Below are 22,864 nucleotides of genomic sequence, written 5' to 3'. Positions count from 1 at the left end.
CCCCGTGCGCAGGAGTCCTCCTCCGCACGGGCTCCCTGACGCACCGCGCCGAAGAGGCGCGGCGCGGTAGCCGACGTGTCCCGAGCGGACACGGTGAGTCGAGAGAGACCCATGCGGACCAACACCCTTGGCGAAGTCATGCCCGGAACCAGCCCCGGACAGCTACTGGCCATCCCGCCCACCATGCCGCAGCACACCCCCGCCGGAGTCGTGGGGAACACGCCCCTACTTTGGATCGGTACACCGTTCTGCGGCCCACAGCAGGGTTTCTGGGCCAAACTCGAAGGCCACAACCCGGGCGGCATCAAGGATCGAACCGCGCTGTACATGGTCGAGCGGGCCCGCGAGCGGGGAGAACTCGCACCCGGTGCCACCATCGTCGAATCCACCAGCGGCACACTCGGGCTCGGGCTCGCCCTCGCCGGCATCACCTATGGCCACCCCGTGGAGCTGGTCACCGACCCGGGGATGGAACCGCTGATGGCGCGGCTGCTCGCCGCCTACGGCGCCGTCGTGCACACCGTCACCGAACCGCATCCCACCGGGGGCTGGCAGCAGGCCCGACGGGACAGGGTCGGCGAACTGCTCGCCGACGATCCCACCGCTTTCTGCCCCGACCAGTACAACAACCCCGACAACGTGGCGGCCTACGCCCCGCTCGCCCACGAGCTGATCGCCCAGGTGGGGCGGATCGACACGCTCGTGGTCACGGTCGGCACCGGAGGCCACTCCGCGGGCGTCTCACGCACCCTGCGCGAGTTCTTCCCGTACCTGCGCGTCGTGGGCGTCGACACCATCGGCTCCACCATCTTCGGCCAGCCGGCCCTTCCCCGTATCATGCGGGGTCTGGGCAGCAGCATCCATCCGCGCAACGTCGACTACGGGACCTTCGACGAAGTGCACTGGGTCGACCCGGCCCAGGCCGTGCGGACCAGCCGCACACTCGCCTCGTCCCACTACGCGAGCGGCGGCTGGAGCGTCGGGGCGGTGGCCACGGTGGCCCGCTGGCTCTCCCGCACCAGCCCGGCGACCGAACGCATCATCGCGATCTTCCCCGACGGCCCGCAGCGCTACTTCGACACCGTCTTCAACGACGAGTACTGCTCCGAGCGCGGTCTCCTGGACCAGCCGCTCCTGCGCGCACCCGGCGAGATCGCCGAGCCCGGTGAACGCGTCGTGACCCGCTGGACCCGCTGCACACAGGTCCACGACCCCCGTGAGGGCGCGTCCACCACCTTCGCCGGAGCCGGGGAGGTCCGGCGATGATCCGGACCTGGCGGCGCCTGCGGGGATTCGACCGCAGCGTGAAGCTGTTGATGGTCAACCAGCTGACCATCAACACCGGCTTCTACATGCTCATGCCCTACCTCGCCTTCCACCTCTCCGACAACATCGGCATGGCCGCCTGGTCGGTCGGGCTCGTCCTGGGGATGCGCAACCTCACCCAGCAGGGCATGTTCCTCATCGGCGGCAGCATCGCCGACCGGTTCGGCTACAAACCCGCGATCCTGGCCGGCTGCACCCTGCGCACGGTGGGCTTCGCAGCGCTCGGCTTCGCCGACTCCCTCCCGGTACTGCTGCTCGCCTCGGCCGCGACCGGCTTCGCCGGCGCGCTGTTCAACCCGGCGGTGCGCGCTTACCTCGCCGCCGACGCGGGGGACCAGCGTGTGGAGGCCTTCGCCCTGTTCAACGTCTTCTACCAGACCGGCATCCTCATCGGCCCGCTCATCGGCATGGCCCTCATCGCCGTCGACTTCACGGTCGTGGCCAGCGTCGCCGCGGCGCTGTTCCTGGCCCTGACGGTGCTCCAGGCCCGCGCGCTGCCCGCCCGACGCGCTCCGGCGACCGGTCAGCGGGCCGGTGTCATCGGCGTCCTGGGCGACTGGCGCACCGTGGTGACCAACCGCGGATTCGTCGTCTTCACCGTCGCGATGGCTGGCTCCTACGTCCTGAACTTCCAGGTCTACCTGGCGCTCCCGCTCACAGTGCAGGACACCGTCGAGACAGCGGGGTTCGGTGAGGGCAGCGGCAACATCGCGGTAGCCGCCCTGTTCGCGGTCTCAGCGCTGGTGGCCATCACCTGTCAGGTCCGCCTCACCGACTGGGCCAAACGCCGATGGGACGCCGCGCAGGCGCTGCCGCGCGGCCTCGCGGTCATGGCCGTGGCGTTCCTGCCCGTCCTGGCCACACCGCCGCTCGCCGACGCACTACGGGACATGACGGAAGCGCCCCCGCTCGCGGCGGCCCTCGTGGTGGCACCCGCCCTTCTCACCGCGGCCCTCCTCGGGCTCGGCGGCGCCCTCGTCTACCCCTTCGAGATGGACACCGTGGTCCGCCTGTCCGGGGACAGGCTGGTCGCCACCCACTACGGCCTGTACAACACCGTCTCGGGCATCGCCATCACTCTGGGCAACCTCGCGATCGGGGCCGTCCTGGGACTCGACGCACCGATCGCCGCGATCGCACCCTGGCTCACCCTGGCCGCACTCGGCGCGGTGGGCTCGGTGAGCCTGGCCATCATCGGCAGGCCCGGTGGAATCACGAACACGGCACCGCCCACAGGTTCTCCTGCCGCTCAGGCGAGGTGACGAACAGGGCCGCGGTGCGTCGAACCGCACCGCGGCCTCACAACGGCGCGGACGCCCCGACGACGGCTGGAAAGTGGATCCGCCCGAGAGCCCGGGCCAAGGCAACCGCCGCGAACACCCGACATCGAAGGGACCAGTTCAGTCGCCGCGGCCTCCCGTCGTCCTCGCTGAGCTCACGCCAGACGCGGTACACGTCGAGCGCCTCCGCGCGGGGCAGGTGGCGCATGGGCAGCCGCCGCTCGTCCCACGCCTGGGGAACTCGCCCTAGCTTGGCGTTTAACCTCGAGCCCGTGACCGGATACCGTCCCGGTCACGGGCTTCGTTGTTTCCCGGACAGCACAACGGCCTTCGCGTGATCATGTGCTTCAACCACGAACACACCTGATCACAACGAAGGCCGTCACCATGAGTCTGCTGCACCAGCACACCCCTGTCGAGCCACTGTCGACATTGGCCCGATTCCGCTCCCAGTTCCACGCCTGCCTGACCACACGTGCTGACGCCCTCTTCGAGGTCTGCGAAGCCCTGGTCAGCACCCCGACCCCCGTGCGCCACCTGGCACAACTCTCCCTGGAGCCCGAACACCACCGCGGCCACGGCTCGGCCTACGCCGCCCTGGCCCACGGAAGCATCGACACCACCCAACTGCGATCGATCCTGGCCTCGCTGCCCCTGCCCCGCTTCCACGGGCGCATCGTGTTGGCCTGCGATGTCTCCCCCTGGCTGCGCCCGGACGCCTGGACCAGCCCTGACCGGGCCTGGTGCCACACCTACGGGCGCGGCACCGGCCAGGCCGAGATGGTCCCGGGCTGGCCCTACTCCATGATCGTCGCACTGGAAGAGGGCTCCACCTCCTGGACCGCGCCCCTGGACCTGCGCCGCCTGCACAGTGACGAGGACCCCACCACCGTCACCGCCCACCAAGTCCGCCAGCTGATCGCCCGATTGATCAGGGCTGAACACCACCAGCAGGGCGATCCCGACATTGTGGTGGTGGTTGACGCGGGCTATGACAGTCCTCGTCTGGCCTATCTGCTCGCTGATCTGCCCGTTCAGGTGGTGGGCCGGTTGCCCTCCAACCGGGTGCTCTACGGCCCAGCCGAGCACCGACCGATCTCAGCCAACGGGCGCCCGCCCAAACACGGGGCTGCCCTACGGATGGCCGCCCCCGATACCTGGCCCGAGCCGGAGACGGTGACCACCGCTGCCACCCGCCGCTACGGCAGTGCCACCGCGCGCTCCTGGGATCGGATGCATCCCCGGCTGACCCACCGCTCAGCCTGGGCCGAGCACCCCGGTGAGCTACCGGTGATCGAGGGCACCCTGGTGTTGTTGCAGGTGCAGGCTTTGCCCTCGCGGCGCGATCCCAAACCGTTGTGGTTGTGGTCCTCAGCCACCGGCATGCGCTCAGAGCAGGTCAGTCAGATGTGGTGGGCTTATTTGCGCCGGTTCGACATCGAGCACACCTTCCGCTTCCTCAAACAGTCGTTGGGGTGGAACGCACCCCGGCTACGGGACCCGCGATCGGCGGACCGGTGGTCCTGGCTGGTCGTGGTGGCCTATACCCAGCTACGTCTGGCCCGGTTGTTGGCGCGTCAGGTCAGATTGCCCTGGCATCGGCTGGTGGAAGCGGACCGGATGAGTCCGGCGCGGGTGCGTCGGGGGTTTCGGTACATTCGCGCTGACCTGCCGGTGTGTGTGGGTGCACCGAAATCCTGCGGGCCTGGTCCGGGGCGTCCGGTGGGGAGCCAGAACAAGCGTCCAGCTCCCCGATACGGGGTTCCCAAGAAGAACAAAACGGGCACTACGGGGCACCCCGGAGCCAAGCAAGCAGGTTAAACGCCAAGCTAGAGGAAGTCGGAGTCGAAACTGCTCCGAGCGTTCGCGCAACAGGACACGTACGCCTCCCTGCGGACATCGGGAAGGTATCGGCCTCGCCCTGGCCTTCCGGGCATCGGTTCGCCGATCGTGGCAGGGAGACCCGTACCACCGTCCACGACCTGCTCCCCGCTCTCCAAGGGGCACAGCCACTGTTCGATCCAACGTCACCTGGGCATGGGATCCACCAAACGCCCCGGGCCCAGCCCCAGGACGGAAGCCGCCACGGGCACGCGAGGTGACGGGATGAATCATGAGTCCGCCCGAGGTCCAATTAGACGAGGAGGAACACTTACGTCTGAAGCACGTGGGCGAGCAGTACCCCAAGCTGGACGCCTCGGCGGGTCATGTGCGGTCCTTCGCGCAGATCCTCACCCAGCGGGACGACTGCCCCCTGGACGGGTGGATTCACGAGGCGCGCAATGTGAACCTTCTAGCGCTACAACTGCACTAGAACCCGCGCTCACGAACAAAACCAGAGGTCTGCGCTTTTCGATACGATGCTATGCACGACGTGCCCCGCCCCCGGCGGTGCGATCCTGGTGAACAGGAGTGAGCGTGACAACTGGATCGAGCAACGCCAACACTTGCCACAGAACACCGTGGAGCAAGGGCGGCGAGACGGCCGCAGTGAGGCGCCATGTTCTGCGCCGCTGGCTACCGCAAGATGTGGGACGTCTAGAGGTCGTGGCCGATGCCTAGAGGAACAGACGCCGGGCTGCTGGACAGCCCCAAACCGCAGTCGGTCTACAAGCACGGACTCCTCGAGCAGTACATCATCAGATTCGCAACGATGACGGCCAGCGGACTGACTCCGAAGCGGTCGGTGCTCTTCGATGGATTCGCTGGCCGGGGGCGCTTCGACTCAGGCCAACCGGGGTCAGCCGAGCACATGATGATCGCCGCTCAGAAGGCCAAGGCGAGAACACAGATCGATCTGCTCCTGGTGGAACAGGCCCGCGGGGAGTACGAGACTCTCGACAAGGTTGCCGACGAATATCGCGCCCGCGGCATCCACATCGACAGTCACCATGGCGACTGCGGGGACCGCCTCGATGACGCGCTGCGGCTGGCTGCCGGGGCCAGCCTGTTCGTGTTCCTCGATCCCTGTGGAGCCGTGCTCCCTATGGACTCGCTCAAGCATGTCCTCTATGAACGTGGCATGCGGCCAGCGACTGAGATGCTATTGAACTTCAGCGCCGATCTGATCCGTCGGGCCGCAGGGCAACTGAAGAAGGGCCAGCTGAACCTCGGCGGTGTCGAGAAAGCAGATGCCGTGTGCGGCGGCACATGGTGGCGCGATGTGGCACTGCGGGCCCATGAGGCCTCTGGCGGACAGGGGTGGGGGCCAGCCGCGGAGACAGTCGCGCTCGAGTATGCACGGCGTCTGGTGGCGGGCACCGAATACGGATTCGTCGTCGCGCCGGTACGACGGCAGGTTCACCACCAACCGGTCTACTACCTGATCTTCCTTACCAAGAGCCCGCATGGGTTCTGGGTGTTCGGCGACGCCGCCTCCAAGGCGCGCGAGAAGTGGCTCAGGTTCCTAGGGCCGGATCCTGACGAAGCAGAGACCATGCTCTGGGACACCGTGGCCGAGCAGGTTGAGCGCGAGCACACTAAGGCGATCGAGCACATCACCGACAATCTACGCTGCCTGACTGCGAATGGGCAGCGAAGAGAGGTCGTCAGACACGTCAAGGAGGTCTACGGCGATCTCTATGGTGAGGCGAAGGAAACCGCGTTCACAGCTGCTCTTCGTGCATTGGTGAAAGAACCAGCTGAGATTGAGTATGTGCTTCGGGGCCGCAAACCGCACCAGCACGTCATTCGCGGTGCCACGGTCACAGACTAAGCTGACGCGACAGCAAGCTCCGGCATGTCGTCCCAGGTGCGCCCGTCGAGTTCCCGACCGTTCGCCTTCGGTGTCCGACCGCCCCACTGTTTGAAAAAGAACGCCACGTCGGCATCGATGCACTGATCGCGAATGTCCTCCACCCAGGCTGGATCCATGGCCCGTGCCCGTGGCCCCGACTCGCCACCCGCGATGACCCAGTCGATGCCGTCGAGATTCAGCGCAGGCAGGGCCGTGATGAGCGGTTCGCACGACAAGAACCGCTTTGCGGCCGGGACATCGCGGAGACGGTCGACCCGATCCACAACATCGAACGACTCCACAGACACGCCCATCCAAAGGTTTTCGGGCCACTCGAGCTTTTCGGCCACCCTCGTCATCCGAAGAGCACGCTTGGTCAGCACTTGGTAGGTATGCTGCGGAGTCTCGCGAATCACGTCGAATATGTCACGGATGAAGTCGAGCGGGACCCTGGCGTGGAACAGATCACTCATCGAGTTCACGAACACGACCTTGGGCGTACGCCACCGCAGCGGCTGACCGAGCGCGCGAGGATGAGTCGTAACCCCGAAGCCGGGTCCCGACGTCCGGGGGTCACCATCGTTCTGGTACTTCTCCGCACCCATAGCCTGGAGGCGCTTCGCAAGTGCGAGCGCATAACAATTATCACAACCAGCCGCAACCTGATCACAACCAGTGACTGGGTTCCACGTTACCTCGGTCCATTCGATCCCGCTGTTCGTGGCCACAACGTCACTCCTCTCGTCTCGGTGATGAGCGTATCGGCAACCAGACGAAGCCGTGAAGCGAACCACCCCCGTCCCACTAGTCACATGTGATCATGCTCCCTGGCGGCCGTGATGAGCATGCCAGCTGGCACCGACGCTCAGGCCCCGTAAAGCGGTCTCAGGTCAGCCGCCCTCGTCCTTTTTCGGATGAGATGCTCGTGCAGATCGGTGGGACCTCACCCAAGGAAACCGATGCGGTCGTCGGGAGGCTGCCAAGTACGAAAACACCCACCAATGCATGATCCACCCGTGCGCTTCACCGAGATCGTCACACCCGACTGCATTTACCCAGTTCAAATGCTGTATCCACGGCCCGGAAGGACCGTCCACGTTGCTGGAGCTCAGACGTGTCAGGCTACCCGTGGGGTGCGAAGGTATCCACAGCCCCAGCAGGCTGTCCCCGCCGAAGAAAGGGAACGCTCTGCTAGCGCGAACTGACGGACACTGTCTCGGGCGCTCCTTCCACGGTTTCCTGACCGAAGCGCCCTGCTTCGCCCCACCTCTTGATGAGACGGCCCCACCGCTCCTTACGCCCGAAAGCACTGCCGATCTCCTTTCCAGTGGGGGGCCTTCCATCCCCCTGCGGTTCTTCAGCGCCCACTTCCATGCATCCACTTGGACACTGGGCGGCACGACAGGTTCGGATGCATCCTCAGCCTAGGAGTCTCTGTTTGAAACATGGGGACTCGGCGCAGATACGACATGAAGCTAGCTCTGGTGGCTCTTGTTGTCGACAACCGTCGCGTCGAATACCTCCGGTGTGTCTTCGAAGTCACCGCGAATAAAGCTCGATCAGCCGTGTCAATGTGTGGTCTCAGGAGATCCTTGACCGTTCGTTCTCAGGACACGGTTGAGTGGGAAGGCAAGAACACCTGGACCTGGGCCCACCACGACTGGATCGCCCGCCAACGGTTCACTGAACCGGCCCTGCAGGCGGCCCTCGAAGCCGCCCACGAGCAGGTCCTGCTGGTGCGGGACCGCCTGGACCAGGCCATCACCCGACAGGCCGCCGAAGGCGAGTGGGCACCGGTCGTGGACCGGCTGCGGTGCCTGCGCGGGATCTCCGCCATCACCGCGTTCGGGCCGGCCACCGAGATCGGCGACTGGCACCGCTTCACCGGTTCCAGCATCGGCGCGTATGTGGGGCTGGTGCCCAGCGAGCGCTCCTCAGGCCAGCGCCGTGTACTGGGGCCGATCACCAAGACCGGCAACACCCATGTGCGGCGGCTGCTGGTGGAGGCCGCCTGGCACCACCGCCGCCCCTACCGCCGGCCCACGCGGGAGATGCGCCAGCGGTGGGAGCGGGCACCGGCAGCGGCCGTGGCCCGGGGCCATGCGGGCAACCACCGCCTGCACCAGCGCTGGGCCCTGGCCGTGGTGGAGGAGTGAGTCCTTAGCGCGAGGGAACGGCATCTGTCGAAGAAGGCCAGGGGACGCCCAGCAAGGAGACCAGCGATGACGGGTACTCACCTGTCGCTGCTGGTCAGCGCTGTGCTCTTGACAAAAAGCCCCCACATATCAGGTGTACCGACCACGGAGCCCGGTTCACAGCAGTGCGAGGACCGGCCCCGCGGTGAGGCCCAGCCCGAGGGAGACCGCCGCCGCGGCGATCGCGGTTCCCGTGCTCCACCGCCCCGGAGGCCGGGCCCATTCCGCCTCCGACCGCGCCTCCCGGCGGAACAGCGGCAGAATCCAGCGCAGGTAGTAGAAGAGGCTGGCCACGGTGTTGGCGGCGGCCAGCACCATGAGCCAGCCCAGGTCCGCGTCCAGGGCCGCGGTGAAGAGGGCGAGCTTGCCGACGAACACCGCCGTGGGCGGGGTACCCACGAGGCTGAGCAGGCACACGACCAGGCTCAGCGCGAGCCAGGGGTGGCGGCGGAAGAGACCGGTGTGCTCCTCCAGCGTCCGGGCCCGGAGCGCGCACACGACCGCGAAGGCCCCGATGTTGGCCGCCAGGTAGGCGCCCAGGTAGAACAGCAATCCCGGCTCGGCCAGCCCGGCGCGTCCGCCCACCGCGGCCGCCGCCATCAGCAGGTAGCCGACCTGGCTGACGGTGGAGTAGGCCAGCAGGCGCCGCGCGTCCGTCTGGAAGAAGGCGCCCAGGTTGCCCAGGGTCATCGACGCCGCGGCCAGGAGCCCGGCCAGCAAGGCCCAGTCCAGGGCGGTCCCGACCAGGAGCTGGTCCCCCAACCGGTACAGGGCGACCAGCGCGCCGATCTTGGGCACGGTGGTGACGAAGGCGGCGACCGACGCCGGGGCGCCCTGGGTCACGTCGGGCACCCAGAAGTGCAGGGGCACTCCCCCGGCCTTGAACAGCAGCCCCGCCAGCACCGCGACGACACCGACGGCCACCAGGGCACGGGGCGCTCCGGGGAGGGCGTCCGCGAGTCCGGCGTAGCCGGTCGTGCCGCCCGCGCCGAGCAGCAGGGCGGCACCGGTGAGCAGCAGGATCCCCGCCAGGGCGCCCATCAGGTAGAACTTCAGGGCGGCCTCGGTGCCAGGGCCGTCCTTGGCGAAACCGACCAGCGCGTAGAGCGGGATGCTCGCCAGGAGGTAGGCCACGGCGAGCACCAGTAGGTCGGTGGCGCCCGCCAGCGCCACCGTGCCCAGGGCGCCGAGCAGCAGCAGGACGTAGAACTCCGACTCGCGCGGGTGGTCGGCGAAGGCGTCGGCGGCGAGCAGGACCGTGGCCAGGGTGCCCACCAGCACGGCGGCGCGTACCGCGTGCGTGGCGGTGTCCACCGTGTAGACGCCGGAAGTCGGCCCCGACGCTCCCGCCGCGGCCAGGAGCGTGGCCGCCAGCCCGATGAGGAGGGCGACGGCCGCGAACAACCGTACGATCCACTGTCGCTCGCGGGGCGTCCAGCTCCCGAGCAAGAGCGCCCCCACCGCGGCGAGCGCCAGGATCATCTCGGGCAGCAGAGCGGCCAGGTTCATCTCCCCCATACCGTTCACCCGGCCACCAGGGCGGCCAGGGTCCGGGCCGCGGGTTCGATGCGGTCGAGCAGGAAGTGCGGGAGGAGACCGATGGCCACGGACAGGGCCAGGAGCGGCGCGATCGCGGCGCTCTCACGGACGGACAGGTCGCTGACCTGAGCCGTGCGCGGCCCGGGGCCGCCCAGGAAGAGTCGTTGCAGGGCCCGCAGGAACAGGGCGGCGGTGACGAGGATGCCCAGCAGCGCCAGTGCCGTGGGCACCGGAACCGGGCCGAGGCTGCCCGCGAAGATCTGGAACTCGGCGATGAACCCGGACAGGCCCGGCAGCCCCAGGGAGCCGAAGAACGCGACGGCGGCCAGGGCGGCGAAGAGGGGGGCCTTCGCGGCCAGACCGCCGTAGGAGCCCATGTCGTAGGTGTCGCCCCGGTCGTGGAGCACCCCGGCCAGCAGGAACAACGCACCCGTGAGCAGCCCGTGGCTGACCATCTGCGTGACACCGCCGGTGATCGCGAGCGCCGCCGCACCGGCCTGCCCGCCCGTGGCGAGTCCGGCCGCGCCCAGCCCCAGGAGGATGTAGCCCATGTGGGTGACGGAGGTGTAGGCGACCATGCGCTTGAAGTCGGTCTGGGCCAGCGCCACCAGCGCCCCGTACAGGACCGAGGCCACACCGACGACCACGACGACCATCGCGTACTCGCTCCAGGCCCCGGGGAGGATCGGAATCGCGATGCGCACGAACCCGTAGGCGCCCATCTTCAGCAGCACACCCGCCAGGATCGCCGACCCGACCGCGGGGGCGTCGGTGTGCGCGGGAGGCAGCCAGGTGTGGAAGGGGACGGTGGGCGTCTTGACGGCCAGGCCGATCCCGATGGCGAGCAGCACCAGCCCTCCGGCGAACTCCTGTCCCTCCAGGGGACTCTGACGGGTCAGTTCCACCATGTCGAAGGTGTGGGGGTCGGCGGCCACGTACAGGCCGATGAAGCCCAGCAGCAGCGCCAGGGATCCGAGGAAGGTGTAGAGGAAGAACTGCGTCGCCGAGCGGGTCGCCCGGCCGTGCCCCCATCCGGCGATGACGAAGTACATCCCCACGATGGACAGGTCGAAGAAGACGAAGAACAGCAGCAGGTCCAGGGCGCTGAACAGGCCCATCGAGACCGTCTGGAGGAAGAGGAAGAGGACGGCGTGGGCACGGGTGCGCCGCCGCTGGCGCAGGGAGTGGACCGCGCACGCCAGGAAGAGCACCGCGGTCATCGCCAGCAGGGGCAGGGAGAACCCGTCGACGCCGACGTGGTAGCCCGCTCCGACGCTGGGGATCCAGCGCAGGTGCGTCTCATAGGCGAAGGCGCCCATCGCGCCCTCCGCCGAGCCTGTGGCGGTCGGGTAGTTCACCCACAGGCCGAGGACGAGCACGAGGTCCAGGGAGGCGACCGTGACCCACGTCCACGCTACGGCGGTGTCGCGCGGACGCGGCACGACGAGCAGGGCCAACCCCGCGAGCAGGGGCAGGAACACGACGATCGAGAGCACGGATCACCTCACCAGGAGGAAGAGGGCGGCCAGCACGGCGAGCGCGACGACCGCTTGGGCGTAGTACTGGTGCACGAGACCGGTCTGCGGGCGCAGGGCCCAGGAGGCGGCGGACCGTGCACCCGCTGCGACCGCTCCCACCGCGCGGTCCACCGCGATCTCCACGCGGGTGCGAGCCGCTTCGGCCGTTGACACACCCAGTTCCGCGACGGCGCGCACCCCACCCGCCACCGAACGGTCGTCGAAGACGGCCAGTCCCCGTGACAGCGCGGCCGCGGACCGGGCGGCGGCTCCGACGCCGCCGGCGACCACGCGGTCGTCGAAGGCGGCCAGGCTCCGCGCCAGTGCCATGGTCGGCCGGACGACACCGTTGTCCACCAGGCGTTCCAGCCCGAGCCAGTCGCCCAGCCACTGCCTGCCCGGCAGAGCTCCGGCCGTGACCCGTGTGGCACCGCGCGCGTACACCAGCCAGACGCCGACGACCACCGCGGTGCTCAGAAGGCCCGACACCGCCATCTCCCACATCGAAGGCTCCGGTTCGCCCGCAGCTCCCAGCAGCGTGCGCCACCACCGCGCCAGCGGCGGGAGGGCGAACATCCCGAGTCCCGCGGCGGCGACAGCCAGAGCGAGCAGCGCGGACCGCTCGGAAGGCGACGCCGACGCGGTGACGCTGTGGTCTCCCTCGGGTCGTCCCTCCTCAGGGGAGGAGTCGACCGTCCATACGAGGGCCAGTGCCTTCGCGGCGTAGGCAGCGCTGACCGCCGCTGCCACCAGGCCAGCGGCGTACAGGGCGGGAGAGGCCGCCAGTGCCGCCGCCAACACCTCGTCCTTGGCCACCCATATCCCCAGCGGTGGCAGTCCCGCGATGGCCATTGCCCCGACCGTGAACACCGCTCCCACCAGCGGGCGACGCCGCGCCGCGCCCCGCAGCCGCCCCAGGTCCTGTGTTCCCGACGACGCCAGCCAGGCCCCGGCGCACAGGAAGAGCAGGCTCTTGGCCGCGGCGTGCGCGGTGAACTGCAGGGCTCCTCCCGCGATGCCGCCCACACCCGCCGCCAGGACGATGAATCCGATCTGGGAGCAGGTGGAGGCCGCGAGCAGCTGTTTCAGGTCTGACTGGGTCAGGGCGACCGCACCGAGCAGGATCGCGGTGACCGCTCCGGTCCAGGCCAGGAACGGTCCCGCTGATCCGGTGGCTGCGATCGCCGGTGCGGTCCGCACGAGCAGGTAGCCGCCAGCCGCGACCATCGTGGCCGAGTGGAGCAGGGCCGAGACCGGGCTGGGGCCCGCCATCGCGTGCGAGAGCCAGAAGCTGAACGGCAGCTGCGCGGACTTGCCCAGCGCGGCGACGATCACCCCCGCCACCGCCGCGTCCCGCCATCCGTCCTCCAGGGAGGCCAGGGCGGAGAGCTGGAGCGCCTCGGCGCCCCCGGCCAGAGCCGCTCCGGCGGCCAGGTACAGGCCCAGGTCGGCGGTCCGTGTGGTGAGGAAGGCCAGCGTCGCCGAGCGGACGCGGTGGGCTTCCCGCCACCAGTAGCCGATGAGGGCGTAGGAGAGTGCGCCCATGACCTCCCACGCCATGAGCAGCGTCAACAGGTCGGTGGCGGTGACGGTGACGAGCATCGCCCCGGTGAAGAGCAGCATGAGGCCGAAGAAGCGGCCGCGCGCCTCCCCCTCCCCCATATCGGCGGAGGCGAAGAGCACGACCGCCGTGGCGACGGCGGCGACGGTGATCACCGCGACGGCCGACAGTCCGTCCACGGCCAACCGCGCGGGAACGCCCTGGAGCATCGGCACGGACGTACTCGGACGGGTCGCCGCCGCGATGACGGCCGCCACCAGTGTCAGGGCCGTGGCGGCGACGGCGCAGGGCGCGGCGGCCGGGTCGGCGCGTCGTCCCGACACCAGCAGGACCGCGCCCACCGCGGCGGGCAGGCCCACCAGTACCCACAGGACCGCCGTCACCGGTCGTCACCGTCCCCGTGGTGACCGTGGTGCTCGTGACCCCCGCCGTCCCCATGGTGTCCGTGGTTGCTGTGGTTGCTGTGGTCGACGGGGCCGCTGTGATCGGCAAGGTCGGCGGCCATGTCGACCATGTCGACGTCGCGCGCGCGGAAGATGGCGGTGGTGACCGCGAAGCCCATCGCCATCTCCACGGCCATCGCCGTGACCGCGACCAGGACCAGGACCTGGCCGTCGGTCCGCTCGGGCGATGTGTGGAGCCAAAAAGTCGCCGCGGCGACGATGACGGCGTTGACCATCAACTCCAGGCCCATCATCACCATGACGACGGACTGCTGGCTGAGCGCGCCGAACAACCCCACCGAGAACAGGGCGGCGGCCAGGAGAAGGTAGGTCTCCAGCATCATCGGCCCAGCCCCCCGCCGATCGGGTCGTCGGGGCGCTCGCGCCGCAGGTCGTCGCCGTAGCGGTCGTAGCGGCCCCGGTGGGTGGTGAGCACGGTGGCCGCCACCATGGTCGCGAACAGCAGCAGTCCGACGAGCATCATGACGAGCATGTACTCGCCCATGACCGCCTCACCGAGCGCCAGTGTGGGATCCGCGGGGGGCGTGCCACCTCGCTCGGGCCAGGGCACGAGGAACACACCCGTGGCGAGGACGGCGAACGCGCCGATCGCCACCGCCAGGGAGCCGACCTTGTTGTGCACCATGGTCATCGGCATGAGCCCCGCCGGGTTCATCATGTACATGATCATGAAGACGGCCATGACCATCATCTCCATGACCATCATGAGGATGACCAGCACGCCCAGGTAGGACAGCCCCAGCAGCAGGATCGCCACCCCGGTGAGGACGAACGAGGCCAGCAGGGCAAAGGTCGCCCGGGCCATGGAGTCCACCACGAACACCATGACGCCCGAGGCCACCGCGCCCACGGCGCAGACAGCGAACACGACCGTCTCGGCCATTCCTCCTCCTAACGCACCAGTACGTACACGGAGACCACCAAGGCCTGGACCAGGGTCAGCGGGACCAATACCACCCACGCCACCTCGGTGAACCGGTCCGTCCGCACCGCGGGCAGCCGGTGCCCGAGCCAGACCAGGAACCCCAGGACCACCGCCGTCTTGACCAGCGACCACAGCCAGCCGGGCAGGAGGGGGCCCGCGCCGCCGCCCAGGAAGAGCGGCACCGCCATCGCCGCCGCGACGGCCAGGAGCATGTACCGACCGGCGCGGAAGACCAGCCGGTCCACGCCGGACAGCTCCGCGGCCGCGCCGCCGACCAGATCACGCCCCACTGGCGTACCGAACGGACCCCAGAACGTCATGGCCAGCGCCGAGAGCAGGTAGACCGCGAAGGCGACCGGCATGAGCACGGCAAACCACACCTGCTCCTGCTGGGCCGCGACGATGTCGCCCACCCGCAGTGATCCGGCGGCCAGGGCCGCGCACGTCAGGGCGAACATGTGCGGCAGCTCGTAGGAGAGCCCTTGGACGAGGAAGCGGTAGCCCCCGGCCAGGCCCCACACGGAGTTGGCTCCCCAACCCAGCATCCACACCGCGCACCAGGCCAGCACCTCCATGGCGTTGAACCACACGACGCCGACCGACAGGTCGCTGATCGCCGTCGGACCGAGCGGGATCACCAGTGCCGCCAGTACCGCGGCCACGGGCAGGATCGCCCCGCCCAGGCGCCACAGCAGCGTGTCCGCACCGGGAACGGTCCGCCGCCGCTGCACGAGCAGACGGGCCGACTCCCGCGCCGGAGCGGTCAGCCCCGCCTCCGGCGCGGTTCCCGCGGCCCGCGCACGGAGGGCGGCCGTCCCCGCCGCGGCGCCGTAGCCGAAGGCGAACAGCAGTACGGGCACGAGCAGGACGGTCCACAGCGGCGCGGCCCCGCTCACGCGTCACGCTCCGGGGCGTAGGCGCCGACCGCCTCGGTGTCGGGGTCCAGGGAGGCCATGATGAGCCGTGCCGCCGCCAACTCCTGTCCGACCACGAGCGACGGCAGCAGTTCCAGCGCGGCGTGCGCGGCCTGCTCCCAGGAGGCGTCGGCCGGTGCGCCCGAACCATGGGGGCCGGTGAGTGTCTCCTCGACGGTGTCGATCCAGCGCGACCACCGGTCGGTGGTGTCACCGCGCAGCACCCGCGGAGCCCTGTCCGTGACCCGGCCGAGCCCGTCGGTGGACCAGCGGAGCATCCGGGAGCGCCGCACGCGCCGCAGCCAGCGGAGCGCCTCCCGCCGTACGTCCCCGGTCGGTCCGCCTCCCTCCAGGAGTGCGTCGCGCAGCCGACGGCCGGTCACGGCGGTGGGCCACCCGCTGACGGCGAGGAACCGCTGTAGGGAGTCCAGGGCGTGGGCCGCCCTGAACAACGCCCGGTCGGGAGGGGAGTCGGTATCCGGAAGCGGCGGGTTCCAGAAGGGGACCGTCGTCGGTGATCCACCGACGATCGACGTCTGCGCCTCCTGGACGACGTCTCCCTGGAGGGTCAGGCGTAGGGACAGTCCGGCGGGCCAGTCGGGCATGGCCGGGCCCAAGGCGATGTGGAGCTGGTCGAGCTTCAGTCCGTCGCGGTCCTCGCCCCGGTCGGCCATGGGGACTCCGCCCGGCATGGGCATCTCCTCGTCCCCGTCGGATTCCGACTCCGCCTGTTCACGCGCGGTCCGGTCGCGTTCGTCGGCGTCGCGACGCTGTCGGGTGAGGTCGAGTAGGCCGACGCGCGCCTCGTCCAGCAGCCGGGGGACGTCGTTGGCCGACTCCGCACGAACGTGAGCGCGGGGGCCGGGTATCTGCCTCCAGACCCGGCCGATCGCTTCGTCCATGTCCGCGTGTTCGGGCCCGCAGACCACCAGGAGGTCGGCCTCGGCCGGGCTCAACGCCTGCTTCCAACCGCGTTCCCGCAGTGTCCGCTCCACCGCGAGCCGTGCGCCCGTCCCTCCGATCGCGGTCACGACGAAGGCGCACGGCACGGCACGGCGCAGCAGCCAGCCGGTCAGGTCCACCGGAACGCCCCCTCGCGCCACGCGTAGACGACCGCGGCGACCAGTACGGCGAGGAAGGCGAACATCTCCACGACGGCGGGCGCGCCCTTGTCCGCCACGACGAGCACCCAGGGGTACATGAAGACCATCTCCATGTCGAAGGCCAGGAAGAGCAGCGTCACCGCGTACCAGCGCACGTGGTACCGCGAAACCGCGTGCTCGGTCACGGCCGCACCCGACAGGAACGGTTCCACGGTCACCGGCGCACGCCGCAGGCGCACCCCGGAGGAGAGCGCGTAGAGACCCAGGACCAGAGCGACCGCGACTCCGACGAGGGCTAGGGCCGGGCCGAAAGCCTCCATCTGCCACTCCTGTTCCGGTCGGTTACCACCGGCGGCTACCCGGCTCCAGCGAACAGCAAACTCCGGTGAGTGCGGTGTCGCATCCGCGCCGTGACCAAGCTAGGGCAGGGCGTGTCCTGGACAGGGGAAACACGCTGGCCAGAGAACCACTGTCGGAAACCCGCCCGGCGGAACCGGCTGCGCAGCCGTGAGGCGCGGTTCCCGCGTCTCCTTCCCTGTGGAGCACCGCGAGGCTCCCATCGCGGCCGCCATTCCGGGGGCGAAAGGCGGCCTTCCCAGCAGAAAAGACCTTGTGTGGCCTTCGGCGGTGCCATGGGAGCGGGTGCCCTGGTCGGCCCCCTGCTTCCCGCCACCGCGACCGCGACCGGGGACAGCAGCCACACCGAACACGACGCGTCGGACGAGCAGGAAACCCCCACGAACACAGCGCACGCCCCTTCCGGTCTCCAGATCTCCCAGGACGGCTACACACTCGGTCCCGTCGAGGTCCCCGACAAGGCGGGCCAGGAGGAGTCCCTGTCGTTCCGCGTCCTCGGGCCCGACGCGGAGCCCTTGACCGCCTTCACCGAGTCGCACGACAAGCGCATGCACCTGATCGTGGTCGGCCGCGACATGACCGGCTTCCAGCACGTGCACCCAGAGATGGCCGACGACGGCACCTGGAGCATCCCGCTGGAACTGGACACCCCCGGGCCCTACCGGATGTTCGCCGACTTCGTCCCGCAGGAGCACGGGGAGGGACTCACCCTCGGCGCGGACCTCTCCATCCCCGGCGACCACGAGTCCCGGCCGCTGCCGGAGCACGCGCCGACCGCGGAGGTGGACGGCTACACCGTCACCCTCGACGGCGAACTCGTGCCCGGCCGGACCAACGAACTCACGCTCACCGTCAGCAAGGACAGCGAGGAGGTCACCGGCCTGGTGTCCTACCTCGGCGCCTACGGCCACCTCGTCGCCCTGCGCGACGGTGACCTCGCCTATCTGCACGTTCACCCCGAGGGCGAACCCGGCGACGGCGTGACCGGGCCCGGCCCCGACATCACGTTCCAGGCCGAGGTGCCCTCCACGGGCGACTACCGGCTCTTCCTCGACTTCAAGCACGACGGCGAGGTGCACACCGCGGAGTTCACCGCGATCGCCGGCAGCGCGGTCGACGGTTCCGACGCTCCGGCTGAGGACCAGGACGGCGCCCACGACGAGGACGACGGCGCCGAGTCCGGCCACTCCCACTGACCTGACGACCACGGCCGTACCTCCGGACATCCACAGGAGCGAAGATGAGCGCGAAGCCCAAGGACCCACGACAGGAACAGGGCCAGGTCGAGCTGGCGATCGGCGGCATGACCTACGCCGCCTGCGCGAACCGCGTCGAGAAACGGCTCAACAAGCTCGACGGGGTCACCGCCACCGTCAACTACGCCACCGAGAAGGCCCGTGTGGTCTTCGACGGCACGCCCGTGGCGACCGGCGACCTGATCGCCCAGGTCGAGGCGGCCGGCTACACCGCCGCCCTCCTCGAACCCCGCGCAGAGGAGAGGACCGGCACCGCCCGGGGCGGAAACGGCGACGACGCCGTGGACCCCACCCGCCCCCTGCGCAACCGGTTGGTCGTCAGCGCCCTGTTGTCGGTGCCGGTCGTCGCGATGGCGATGGTCCCCGCGCTCCAGTTCACCTACTGGCAGTGGGCCTCCCTCACCCTCGCGGCGCCCGTCCTGGTCTGGGGCGCGCTGCCCTTCCACGTCGCCGCCCGGAAGAACCTCAAGCTCGGCGCGGCCACCATGGACACCCTGGTCTCCCTGGGAACCATCGCCGCCTTCGCCTGGTCCCTGTACGCGCTGTTCTTCGGCACGGCGGGTGAGCCGGGGATTACCCACCCCTTCGAGTTCACCATCGCCCGCGGCGACGGCTCGGCCAACATCTACCTGGAGGTCGCCGCCGGGGTCACCACCTTCATCCTGGCCGGACGCTACTTCGAGGCCCGATCCAAGCGCCGTGCCGGTGCTGCCCTGCGCGCCCTGCTCGAACTCGGCGCCAAGGAGGTCACCGTCCTGCGCGACGGCGCCGAACAGCAGATCCCCGTCGCCGACCTGGCCGAGGGCGACCTGTTCGTCGTCCGCCCCGGCGAGAAGATCGCCACTGATGGCGTGGTGGAGGAGGGCACCTCCGCCGTGGACATGAGCATGCTCACCGGCGAGTCCGTGCCGGTGGAGGTCGGCCCCGGCTCCCCCGTGGTCGGCGCCACCGTCAACGCGGGCGGGCGCCTCGTCGTGCGCGCCACCCGGGTCGGCTCGGACACCCGACTCGCGCGGATGGCCCGACTGGTGGAGGAGGCCCAGAACGGCAAGGCCGAGGTCCAGCGCCTGGCCGACCGCGTCTCCGGGATCTTCGTCCCCGTCGTCATCGCCCTGGCCGTTCTCACCCTCGGGTTCTGGATCGGCACCGGCGGCTCGGTCGCGGCGGCGTTCACCGCCGCGGTCGCGGTGCTCATCATCGCCTGCCCCTGCGCCCTGGGCCTGGCCACACCGACCGCGCTGCTGGTCGGCACTGGGCGCGGCGCCCAGCTGGGCATCCTCATCAAGGGCCCAGAGGTGCTGGAGACCACCCGCGGCGTCGACACGATCGTGCTGGATAAGACCGGCACCGTCACAACCGGCCGCATGACCCTCACCGACGTGTTCGCCGCCCAGGGCCAAAACGAGCGGGACGTGCTCCGTCTGGCCGGAGCGCTGGAGAACGCCTCCGAGCACCCCATCGCGCAGGCCGTCGCCAAGGGTGCCCTCGCCCGTACCGGTGGGCTCGGCCGCGTCGAGGACTTCGCCAACATCGAGGGCCAGGGCGTCCAGGGCGTCGTCGACGGCCACGCCGTGCTGGTGGGCCGCACCTCACTCCTGGCGGAGTGGTCCCGGGAGCTGCCCGTCGACCTGGAAAGGGCCAAGGCCGCCGCCGAGGCCGAGGGCAGGACCGCGGTCGCCGTGGGCTGGGACGGCCAGGCCCGCGCCGTGCTCGTGGTCTCCGACGCCGTCAAGCCCACCAGCGCCCAGGCCATCGGCCAGTTCCGCGACCTGGGACTGACCCCGATCCTGCTCACCGGAGACAACGCCGAGATCGCCCGCACCGTGGCTGCGCAGGTCGGTGTCGACGAGGTCATCGCGGAGGTCCTGCCCCAGGACAAGGTCGACGTCGTCAGGCGGCTCCAGGCCGAGGGGCGCACGGTGGCGATGGTCGGCGACGGGGTCAACGACGCCGCTGCTTTGGCCCAGGCCGATCTGGGTCTGGCGATGGGCACTGGCACCGACGTGGCCATCGAGGCCAGCGACCTCACCCTCGTGCGCGGCGACCTGAGGGCGGCCGCCGACGCCATCCGGCTCTCCCGCAAGACCCTGAACACGATCAAGGGGAACCTGTTCTGGGCCTTCGCCTACAACGTGGCGGCGCTGCCCCTGGCCGCGGCTGGGCTGTTGAACCCGATGATCGCGGGCGCGGCCATGGCCTTCTCCAGCGTCTTCGTCATCAGCAACAGCCTGAGGCTGCGCGGTTTCAAACCGCTCAAGGGCAACGACGACGCCCCTGCGGTTTCCGTGCCCCCCGTAGCCGACCGCGGGGAGGCCGCCCGCGCGGCCTGCGGCGCCGCGCCCGCCGGTGCCCGGACCTCGACAGTCCGGGGCACCGCTCTGCCCGACCGCACCAGATGACCGGCCAGCCCGAGGGCCCCACACGCCACGACGCGACGAGACGAGGAGGCGCGCATGACCGCCGACAAGGGCAGGAAGACCCGCAATCGCCAGAGGCTCAACCGGATCGAGGGGCGGGTCCGGGGCATCTCCCGCATAGTCGAGGACGACCAGTACCGCCTCGACGTGCTGACCCAGGTCTCCGCCGCCACCCGGGCGCTTCAGGCGTTCGCCCTGGAACTCCTGGATGAGCACATGCACTGCTGTGTGGCCGACGCCGCCGCTCGCGGAGGCCCCGAGGCCGGGGAGAAGAACGACGAGGCCTCTGCCGCCATCGCCCGTCTGGTCCGCTCCTGACCCGTTGGAGGGACCGCACCACGCCGCTGGGGGCAAATCCCGCCAGTAGGTCCGGGGCCCTGCCCAGGAGACCGTCAGCTCACGCGAACAGCCGCCCCTCGTCCACCCCCAGAGGTATGGCCATGGCGAACACCTACCTCCGGGGTATTTCGTCGAGAACGAGGGAGTGACGGCGACGGGCCCTGGCCGTTTCCAGGGCCGGCTCTCACCACGAGTGGAAGGTGGTCCCGGCGTCGGCGGACCTGCTCACCCGGTGGTCGGCGACCACGATGAGCTGTTCGGCGTCGGCGTGGAGCGCCTGCGCCTGCCCTGCGACCTGACCGGTCGGCTCCCAGGTCTCGCCGGAGTCCCCACTGCGGTGAACACCCCCGTCCTGCGCGACGCCGAAAACGACCTCCGTGTCCGGGACCCAGTCGACCAACGCTAGAGGCGGCGCTCCCTCGACGGGGGAGAACGCCGCCCCGCCGTCGGTCGAGCGGGTCAGCCCACCCTGCGTGGTCGCCACGACGGTCCGGCCGTCATCGGCCATCGCCAGGGAGAACGGTTCGATGCCGTCGTCGAGCGCCTCCCAGGTGTCTCCGTCCTCGGTCGCCCGGAGTCTCCCGTCGAAACCGACCACGCGCTCGGGTGTCGCGACCAGGGCGTGGAAGTCCGACTCCCCCGCTCTGGACAAGGCCTGCCAGGTCGCCCCGCTGTCACGGGACTCGATCAGACCCACCGGATTCGGCATGTCGACACCCTCGTGGGGGTGACCGCTCGCCACGTAGCGCCCCGGTTCGGCGACCGAGAAGCCCATCAGGTCGATGCCGGGACCCACCCGTTCCGGCACGACGGGCTCGCCTCCAGACCCCGCTGGAGCGGGTAGGACGTAAAGGCCCTCGTGGGAGGCGACCAGGATGTCACCGGTCTCGGGATCGGCCCCGACCCCGTGCACGTGCGACACCTCCGTCGGCAGGTCGATGCCCACCACGGCGGACTCCGTGTCCCGGTCCCGTCCGCCTTCCCCGGACTCCCCCGAAGCGCAGCCGGCCGACACGGCGACCAGAACCGCCACCACACCCACAGCCGTCGACAGCCGTGTCGTCTGTTTCATGTTCACCGCTCCGTACCCGGCCCCCAGCCGACGTCGTCCACCCTGGAACGGGTGACGGTCAGTGCCCCTCATGGTCCTCCTCCGAGGGGGACGCCCCGTCGTCGTCTCCACTGTCCTGGCCCTCGGCCCCGAGCATCTCGTTCATCTGCTCGATCTCGGCGTGCTGGGCGTCGATGACCTGCTGAGCCAGCTCACGCGCCTCGGGGTTGGTGCCCTCGTCGAGCTCCGTCTGGGCCATCTCGACGGCGCCCTCGTGGTGCTCGATCATCATCTGGAGGAACATGGTGTCGAACTCCTCGCCCTCGGCCGCCTCCAGTTCCGCCATCTGCTCCTCGGACATCATGCCGGTCATACCCTCGTGGTCCATGCCCTCCATGCCTTGCGGGGGCTCCTGACCCCACGACTCCAGGAGGGCGTTGAGCTGGTCGATCTCCGGCCCCTGCGCTGCCTGGATCTCCTCGGCCAGCGCCCGCACCTCCCCCCCGGTCCGTCCCTGGGCCAGCTCCGCCATGGTGACGGCCTGTTCGTGGTGGGGGATCATCATCCGGGCGAAGGCGACGTCCGCCTCATTGAACTCCGCGCTCTCCTCCGCAGAGGGCTCCGAGACCGGAGCAGCTGGTTCCTCCTCTGTTTCACCGCAGGCGGTCAGGAGCCCGATGGTGGCGAAGACGGTCGCGGCGGGCATGAACACACGCTTGAGGACGGTCATGATCGGTCAACCTCTCTGTTGCGCTGCTTCACTTCTTGGCTCTTCGAACAGGCGCCACGTTCTGCGCGAGTGCGCTGAGCGCGCGCACCACGGGGTCCTGCGAACTGGCCTGACGTGCGCGGACGCGTCCGGGTACACAGTATCGGCGAGGACG

20 protein-coding genes are annotated in these 22,864 nt (G+C 69.7%); 9 read left to right on the top strand and 11 right to left on the bottom strand.

Going from position 1 to position 22,864, the window contains the following annotated elements; translation table 11 throughout:
* Positions 1–111 precede the first annotated feature (111 nt).
* From HNR07_RS27880 to tcmP, 5 genes are all read left to right on the top strand, one after another.
* On the top strand, positions 112–1,266 hold the full coding sequence (locus HNR07_RS27880; RefSeq protein WP_184368175.1) for a PLP-dependent cysteine synthase family protein: 1,155 nt from the start codon (positions 112–114) through the stop codon (positions 1,264–1,266).
* Positions 1,263–2,588: an MFS transporter gene (locus HNR07_RS27875; protein WP_184368172.1), complete on the top strand. Its 1,326-nt coding sequence runs from the start codon at positions 1,263–1,265 to the stop codon at positions 2,586–2,588. Before HNR07_RS27880 ends, HNR07_RS27875 begins: the two co-directional genes overlap by 4 nt.
* A 405-nt stretch (positions 2,589–2,993) precedes the next feature.
* Positions 2,994–4,427, top strand: coding sequence for an NF041680 family putative transposase (locus tag HNR07_RS27870; protein ID WP_184360963.1), 1,434 nt, complete (start codon positions 2,994–2,996; stop codon positions 4,425–4,427).
* 346 nt (positions 4,428–4,773) lie between these two features.
* On the top strand, positions 4,774–4,920 hold the full coding sequence (locus HNR07_RS27865; RefSeq protein ID WP_184368169.1) for a hypothetical protein: 147 nt from the start codon (positions 4,774–4,776) through the stop codon (positions 4,918–4,920).
* Positions 4,921–5,160: 240 nt separating this feature from the next.
* Positions 5,161–6,321, top strand: a complete 1,161-nt coding sequence (gene tcmP / locus HNR07_RS27860; RefSeq protein WP_184368166.1) for a three-Cys-motif partner protein TcmP — start codon at positions 5,161–5,163, stop codon at positions 6,319–6,321.
* Here the strand turns inward: tcmP and HNR07_RS27855 are convergent.
* Positions 6,318–7,070, bottom strand: coding sequence for a DUF5131 family protein (locus tag HNR07_RS27855; protein WP_184368163.1), 753 nt, complete (start codon positions 7,068–7,070; stop codon positions 6,318–6,320). The two genes, tcmP and HNR07_RS27855, sit on opposite strands and share 4 nt — an antisense overlap.
* 864 nt (positions 7,071–7,934) lie before the next feature.
* Here HNR07_RS27855 and HNR07_RS27850 point away from each other — a divergent pair.
* Positions 7,935–8,498, top strand: coding sequence for a transposase (locus HNR07_RS27850; protein WP_246420530.1), 564 nt, complete (start codon positions 7,935–7,937; stop codon positions 8,496–8,498).
* 156 nt (positions 8,499–8,654) lie between these two features.
* On the opposite strand, the gene HNR07_RS27845 is transcribed toward HNR07_RS27850, so the two are convergent.
* The 8 genes from HNR07_RS27845 to HNR07_RS27810 are packed head-to-tail and all read right to left on the bottom strand — an operon-like array spanning position 8,655 to position 16,880.
* The gene (locus HNR07_RS27845) at positions 8,655–10,055 is read right to left on the bottom strand and encodes an NADH-quinone oxidoreductase subunit N (protein WP_184368160.1); all 1,401 of its coding nucleotides are present in this window, start codon (positions 10,053–10,055) and stop codon (positions 8,655–8,657) included.
* Positions 10,056–10,060: 5 nt separating this feature from the next.
* Positions 10,061–11,572, bottom strand: coding sequence for a complex I subunit 4 family protein (locus HNR07_RS27840; protein WP_184368157.1), 1,512 nt, complete (start codon positions 11,570–11,572; stop codon positions 10,061–10,063).
* Between the two features lie 3 nt (positions 11,573–11,575).
* Positions 11,576–13,537 (bottom strand): proton-conducting transporter transmembrane domain-containing protein, encoded by a 1,962-nt coding sequence (locus HNR07_RS27835; protein WP_184368154.1) that lies wholly within the window; start codon positions 13,535–13,537, stop codon positions 11,576–11,578.
* Entirely contained in the window at positions 13,534–13,941 is a 408-nt protein-coding gene (gene nuoK, locus HNR07_RS27830; RefSeq protein ID WP_246420529.1) for an NADH-quinone oxidoreductase subunit NuoK, read from the bottom strand. The genes HNR07_RS27835 and nuoK overlap by 4 nt, the downstream gene beginning before the upstream one ends.
* The gene (locus HNR07_RS27825) at positions 13,938–14,501 is read right to left on the bottom strand and encodes an NADH-quinone oxidoreductase subunit J (protein WP_184368150.1); all 564 of its coding nucleotides are present in this window, start codon (positions 14,499–14,501) and stop codon (positions 13,938–13,940) included. Before HNR07_RS27825 ends, nuoK begins: the two co-directional genes overlap by 4 nt.
* An 8-nt stretch (positions 14,502–14,509) precedes the next feature.
* On the bottom strand, positions 14,510–15,439 hold the full coding sequence (locus HNR07_RS27820) for an NADH-quinone oxidoreductase subunit H (RefSeq protein WP_184368147.1): 930 nt from the start codon (positions 15,437–15,439) through the stop codon (positions 14,510–14,512).
* Entirely contained in the window at positions 15,436–16,539 is a 1,104-nt protein-coding gene (locus HNR07_RS27815; protein ID WP_184368144.1) for a hypothetical protein, read from the bottom strand. Before HNR07_RS27815 ends, HNR07_RS27820 begins: the two co-directional genes overlap by 4 nt.
* Complete coding sequence (locus HNR07_RS27810) at positions 16,530–16,880, bottom strand: NADH-quinone oxidoreductase subunit A (protein WP_184368141.1); 351 nt, start codon at positions 16,878–16,880, stop codon at positions 16,530–16,532. Before HNR07_RS27810 ends, HNR07_RS27815 begins: the two co-directional genes overlap by 10 nt.
* 294 nt (positions 16,881–17,174) lie before the next feature.
* Between HNR07_RS27810 and HNR07_RS27805 the strand changes: the two genes are divergently transcribed.
* The 3 genes from HNR07_RS27805 to HNR07_RS27795 are packed head-to-tail and all read left to right on the top strand — an operon-like array spanning position 17,175 to position 20,908.
* Positions 17,175–18,113, top strand: coding sequence for a hypothetical protein (locus HNR07_RS27805; protein WP_184368138.1), 939 nt, complete (start codon positions 17,175–17,177; stop codon positions 18,111–18,113).
* A 44-nt stretch (positions 18,114–18,157) separates the two neighbouring features.
* Positions 18,158–20,572, top strand: a complete 2,415-nt coding sequence (locus HNR07_RS27800; RefSeq protein WP_184368135.1) for a heavy metal translocating P-type ATPase — start codon at positions 18,158–18,160, stop codon at positions 20,570–20,572.
* Between the two features lie 54 nt (positions 20,573–20,626).
* Positions 20,627–20,908 (top strand): metal-sensitive transcriptional regulator, encoded by a 282-nt coding sequence (locus tag HNR07_RS27795; RefSeq protein WP_184368132.1) that lies wholly within the window; start codon positions 20,627–20,629, stop codon positions 20,906–20,908.
* Positions 20,909–21,113: 205 nt separating this feature from the next.
* Here HNR07_RS27795 and HNR07_RS27790 read toward each other — a convergent pair whose 3' ends face one another.
* Together HNR07_RS27790 and HNR07_RS27785 are read right to left on the bottom strand one after the other, a co-directional pair.
* Positions 21,114–22,001 (bottom strand): F510_1955 family glycosylhydrolase, encoded by an 888-nt coding sequence (locus HNR07_RS27790; RefSeq protein WP_184368130.1) that lies wholly within the window; start codon positions 21,999–22,001, stop codon positions 21,114–21,116.
* Between the two features lie 58 nt (positions 22,002–22,059).
* Complete coding sequence (locus HNR07_RS27785) at positions 22,060–22,710, bottom strand: DUF305 domain-containing protein (protein WP_184368127.1); 651 nt, start codon at positions 22,708–22,710, stop codon at positions 22,060–22,062.
* Positions 22,711–22,864: the final 154 nt, after the last annotated feature.

Source organism: Nocardiopsis metallicus (assembly GCF_014201115.1).
Lineage (GTDB): Bacteria > Actinomycetota > Actinomycetes > Streptosporangiales > Streptosporangiaceae > Nocardiopsis > Nocardiopsis metallicus.
Note: the sequence above shows the minus strand (reverse complement) of the source record. Positions and strands in the feature narration are given on the sequence as shown.